Source organism: Chrysiogenia bacterium, assembly GCA_020434085.1.
Taxonomy (GTDB): Bacteria; JAGRBM01; JAGRBM01; order JAGRBM01; family JAGRBM01; genus JAGRBM01.
The window spans coordinates 1-4,538 of sequence record JAGRBM010000348.1; the positions used below are offsets into that span (position 1 = coordinate 1).

Annotated in this window: 4 protein-coding genes; 3 read left to right on the plus strand and 1 reads right to left on the minus strand. The window is 62.9% G+C overall.

The window, feature by feature from the left end:
- Positions 1–263 precede the first annotated feature (263 nt).
- A complete protein-coding gene (locus KDH09_12160; GenBank protein ID MCB0220443.1) occupies positions 264–1,304 on the plus strand; it encodes a methyltransferase in 1,041 nt (346 codons plus the stop codon).
- Positions 1,305–1,359: 55 nt separating this feature from the next.
- On the opposite strand, the gene KDH09_12165 is transcribed toward KDH09_12160, so the two are convergent.
- On the minus strand, positions 1,360–2,973 hold the full coding sequence (locus KDH09_12165; protein ID MCB0220444.1) for a hypothetical protein: 1,614 nt from the start codon (positions 2,971–2,973) through the stop codon (positions 1,360–1,362).
- A 142-nt stretch (positions 2,974–3,115) separates the two neighbouring features.
- Between KDH09_12165 and KDH09_12170 the strand changes: the two genes are divergently transcribed.
- Together KDH09_12170 and KDH09_12175 are read left to right on the plus strand one after the other, a co-directional pair.
- A complete protein-coding gene (locus KDH09_12170) occupies positions 3,116–3,685 on the plus strand; it encodes a hypothetical protein (GenBank protein MCB0220445.1) in 570 nt (189 codons plus the stop codon).
- On the plus strand, positions 3,682–4,398 hold the full coding sequence (locus tag KDH09_12175; protein ID MCB0220446.1) for a hypothetical protein: 717 nt from the start codon (positions 3,682–3,684) through the stop codon (positions 4,396–4,398). The genes KDH09_12170 and KDH09_12175 overlap by 4 nt, the downstream gene beginning before the upstream one ends.
- Positions 4,399–4,538 lie beyond the last annotated feature (140 nt).

Below are 4,538 nucleotides of genomic sequence, written 5' to 3' on the forward strand. Positions count from 1 at the left end.
CCCGGCGAAGAGAATTTCTCCCGTCCTGATCATGTCCATCCTGTGAATCCTTTTTTTCGATTCGCGGCGCAATGCTTCGTCGCTGCTTGCCAGGGGATAGCCCTCCCTTGCAGCTCCCAGACTAACGCGCGGGTGCGACAGCAGGTGTCACAGGGGGCGCTTCGCCCCCGCTCGCCTTTTCCCGGGCCCGGGCTAAACTCGCCCCATTCAACAAAAGCAGGCGTCACGCGCGCGAACTCGTGACGCACACAAGGAGCGGGGTTATGTCGGAGCAACTGGATCCTTCCCGGGTCACGCCCGAGAAAATCATGGAAGTGGGGATGGCCTTCTGGCCGTCGAAGATTCTTTTGAGCGCGGTGGAGCTGGAGCTCTTTTCGACGCTCGGCGATCGCAAGCTGACCGCGGAAGAACTGGCGGGCGAGCTCGGCGTGTGCGAGCGGGCGCGCCATGACTTTTTCGACGCACTGGTGGCGACCGGGTTTCTCCTGCGAGAGGGCGATGGTGCGACGGGGCGTTACGAGAACACGCCCGAGACGGGCACCTTTCTCGACAAGAACAAACCCACGTACATCGGCGGCATTCTGGAGATGTCGAACTCGCGGCTCTACCGGTTCTGGGCCGACCTGACCGAGGCGCTCAGGACCGGTAAGCCCCAGAACGAAGTGAAGACCACGGGCGCGCCCATGTTCGACGAACTCTATGCCGACGAGGCGCGGCTCGAGCAATTCATGGGCGCCATGAGTGGAATCTCCACGCCCAACTTCGCCGCCTTCGCGCAGGCCTTCGACTTCTCGAAGTACAAGACCCTCTGTGACGTGGGCGGCGCCAGCGGCATCCTTTCGATCCTCGTCGCGCAGGCCAACCCGCACATGGAGTGCACGAGCTTCGACCTGCCGGTGGTCGAGCCCATTGCCAAGCGCCGCATCGCCGGCGCGGGTCTGGGTGGCCGCGTGCGCACGGCTTCGGGCGACTTCTTCAAGGACGCGCTGCCAAGAGCCGATGTCATCACCATGGGACTCATCCTCCACGACTGGAATCTCGAGAACAAGATGCACCTCATCCGCGCCGCCTACGACGCGCTTCCTGAGGGCGGCGCCTTCGTCGTGATCGAGAATCTCATCGACGACGCCCGGCGCGAGAATGCGTTCGGCCTGTTCATGTCGCTCAACATGCTGATCGAATTCGGCGACGCCTTCGATTACTCCGGCGCGGACTTCGCCGGCTGGTGCAAGGAAGCGGGTTTCTCCCGCACCGAAGTCGTGCCGCTCGGCGGGCCGTGCAGCATGGGGATTGCCTACAAGTAGCGCGCAACAGTATCCAGCCAAAGAAAAGGGCCGCCCGAATGGGCGGCCCTTCGTGTTACTCGATCGTCATCGGAACTGTCGCAAGAGGCCATTTGATCCCACTGGCTTCCTGGGGAAAGGGAGGATCAAGCGGGAGCATGCTCATTGGTACGGCATCGACCGTTCCGCTGATGAAGTCGATGCAGGTCGGCCCAGACTGAAAGGATTGGTAAGAAAGAGGAACGGGCGTGACCGATGTGGGGAGATAGCGCAGCACAAAATCCATTCCCAATATGAATGGAGTGTCGTAAGCGCCTGGAGTGAACAGAGCGGAATTTCCCCCGTGCTGGAGTGGTACGTAGGCCTCTCCTGTGCAGTCGATCGATGCAAAAGCCATGGCCGGAGGTTTGTTGTAGATCGTCGCAAGTCCTGTCTCATCGCCACGGGTCAGGGCGTAGAGCAGACCGTCTGAATCCAGCAGCCGGCCGCCACCTGCAGCGACCAGCGTGCCTTCGGCGTCGACCCAGCCGAGGTAGGGAAGGGCATGGCTGGTGCCCGGCTCCAGATGGAATGGCGGAACAAATGGCGGAGGGGCCGAGGCTTCGGGTACGCTCAGTGTATCTGCATAAGCAATACCGGTGTAATCGAAAACCTCCGCCTGGCACCCCATTTCATCTAAATAGGATGAAACGTGGAGTGTCTGGAGTGTCAGCGGAGTGGTCGGTAGGACACGCGGATCTGATACGCCATGAACGTAAAAGATCATGCCCGCCGGCCAATTGTTCAGTCGAAGAATTGGGGGGAGAGGAAATGCGGGATCGCCGAAGAAACCGTTGTGAAGCAGGTAGGCGTCGCCGCTGCAATTGCCGGACGTATAAACTCTGCTGACATTCGCGGTTTTAATTTCGCCGCTGTAATCGTCAATGGGCCAGGTATGCCCGGCATCGTCGAAATAGATCCGAGGTCGTGCCATCCAGGTGGGGATCAAAGACCGACCGGTCCTGACATCGTGCCCCAGGTGGGAAAGGGTGCCAAGCGGCGTGCCGGCTGAATCGACCCAAACTGGCGGTGGGGAAGCCCACGCATCGACGGTTCGCGCGTGAAGCGGCCCGGTAAAGGACGGTGCGGAAATCGGCGTGCCGGGGACTGTTTCGCTCAGAAGCACGTGCGTCGTGCCATCGGGACTGCCCTCGACGCAACCGCTCTCTGTCAGATAGGACGCCAGTATCTGCGGTCCCGCGGACGCATTCGGAGGGACGACGTGGTACCCGGCCTGTCCGACGACTTCAAAAGGAAATCCCGCACGTTGCGCTGGAACGGTATCGCTCCACAGGGAAGTGAACTTGTCGTCAAGCGGAATGTAGGCGGTGCCCGTGCAATCGTTGTTGGTATATGCAGGGGTGACCGCTGCGATTGTTTCGCCGGGAAGTTCGGGACGGGCCGGTGTCAGGCCGGTCAGAGGATCGACCCACCAGGCCCAGCCATTTGCGTCGAGAAACACCGGTTCAATCTCGCCCACAAATGCGCCCGTCGCGTCTTCCCAAATGATGAAAGGGCGTGGCTGGATCTTCGTCTCGGGAGGCTCGGGATCGGGGTCCAGCTTGATGATCGTGGGCGGTCGGAGTTGATCCGAATTGCACGATGCCAGGAGCAAGACTGCCCAGATGAACAGGCAAAGGTGCCGTCTCATTAGTTCTCTTCCCATCGGTGGATTGTATCGCCCCACGATATCAGAAATCCTGCGGTTTGGGGCATCTCAACGCAGTGCTGTCGCAAAACGCTACACCTTCCCGAAGTGGACCCCTGCCGGGCTGGCGGGTTACATAGTGCTTATGAAACGCGCAGCCATTGCTCTGGCCCTGCTGCTCTTCGGGTGCGTTCCGCACGCGGGGGCCGGCATCCATGGCACGCCCGGGGCGGCAATTCCCGATCCGGCGGTGCCGGTGAAGGTGCGTGCGCCGGTGCGGGTGTGGCTGGGCAAGGTGGAGGTCACCGACCCCTTGGCGCGCGGGTGGAAGCCCGACCTCGAACGGGAGCTGCGCCCCGCGCTGCGCCGCGTTGCGCGCGCGGGGGTCTACTTCGAGGACTTCAACCTGCTGCCCGGCGAGATGGCGCCCGGCGATGTGCGCTTCGAGGTGCAGTTCCCCGTCTACCGGCGCTCGACTTCGTTTCAGGGCAAGAACGTCCCGGAGCAGAGCCGCTCCCAGTTCGTGGTCTTCCTGCAGGTCTTCGACGCGCAGGGCAAGGAACTGGCCTACTACCACGCATCCGAAACCCTCTCCCACGGGCAGGGCCCGTTCTGGGGCGACTTCACCGAGATCGAGCAGGGCGCGCTCGGGCGCATTGTCACCCGCGTGCTCGAGCAGGCGGCCAAGGGCCTCGCGCCGGAGGAATCCAAATGAAGCGCTTCGCCCGCGCGTTCTCACTGCTGCTTGCCGCGGCGCTGCTTGCCGGATGCGGCGCCACGAGCATGCGCCGCGGGGACCGGGTGCGTCCGGAATCGTTCTCGCGCAGCCGCACGCCCATCGAGAAATTTTCCTTCGGGTTCGATCTGGTGTTGCGGAGCGAGGGCGGCCTGCGCGGGGACGTCGACCAACGGACGGTCGATTATGCGACCGACGAATGGCGCAGCGCGCAGGATGCCGTCGAGCAGGCGTTCGAGAGTTCCTACCAGTTCGTGAACCTCTACCCGGCGCCGGTGCCCAGGACCTGGCGCGCCGACATCCGTCTGATCAAACACGACCCGGCGAGCGGGTGGATCCTGCTCCCGATACTGACCGGCGGAGCGATCCCGGCCGTCTGCGAAGAGAAGTATGTGATGGAGATGACCCTCATCAACCCAGAGGGCGAGACCGTGGGCCGTGTTGAGACCGAAGAGTCGGCCCGCTTCCTCTTCGCCTCGGTCGCCTACTTCATCCTGATCCTTGCGCCCGCGCCCGACGAGGCGCAGCGGGAGATTGCGCGGGACCTGGCGCTGCGCAGCCTGAGAGAGGCAAGCAAACAGCCCTGGTGGCCCGGACACGTGGAAGAGCCAGTAGAGACGGAGCCGCCGGAGGCGGAACCGGCAGCAGCCGCACCCGCCGAGAAAGCTCCGGCTGAAGGAGCAATGCCATGAGTACCAATCCCGGCCCCGGAACCTTTGCCGCGGCGCAAAAGACGGCGCGAGTCATCTGGCTGGCGCTGAGTGCCGTCGTGTTCATCTACGGCGGGCTTCTTGTGATGTTGAGCCGGAACACATGGGAGCCCGGCGGCCAG

Bases quoted from the DNA above. Each gene is read 5' to 3' on its own strand.
- KDH09_12160 (MCB0220443.1), top strand. From the start codon at position 264: ATGTCGGAGCAACTGGATCCTTCCCGGGTCACGCCCGAGAAAATCATG.
- KDH09_12165 (MCB0220444.1), bottom strand. From the start codon at position 2,973: ATGAGACGGCACCTTTGCCTGTTCATCTGGGCAGTCTTGCTCCTGGCA.
- KDH09_12170 (MCB0220445.1), top strand. From the start codon at position 3,116: ATGAAACGCGCAGCCATTGCTCTGGCCCTGCTGCTCTTCGGGTGCGTT.
- KDH09_12175 (MCB0220446.1), top strand. From the start codon at position 3,682: ATGAAGCGCTTCGCCCGCGCGTTCTCACTGCTGCTTGCCGCGGCGCTG.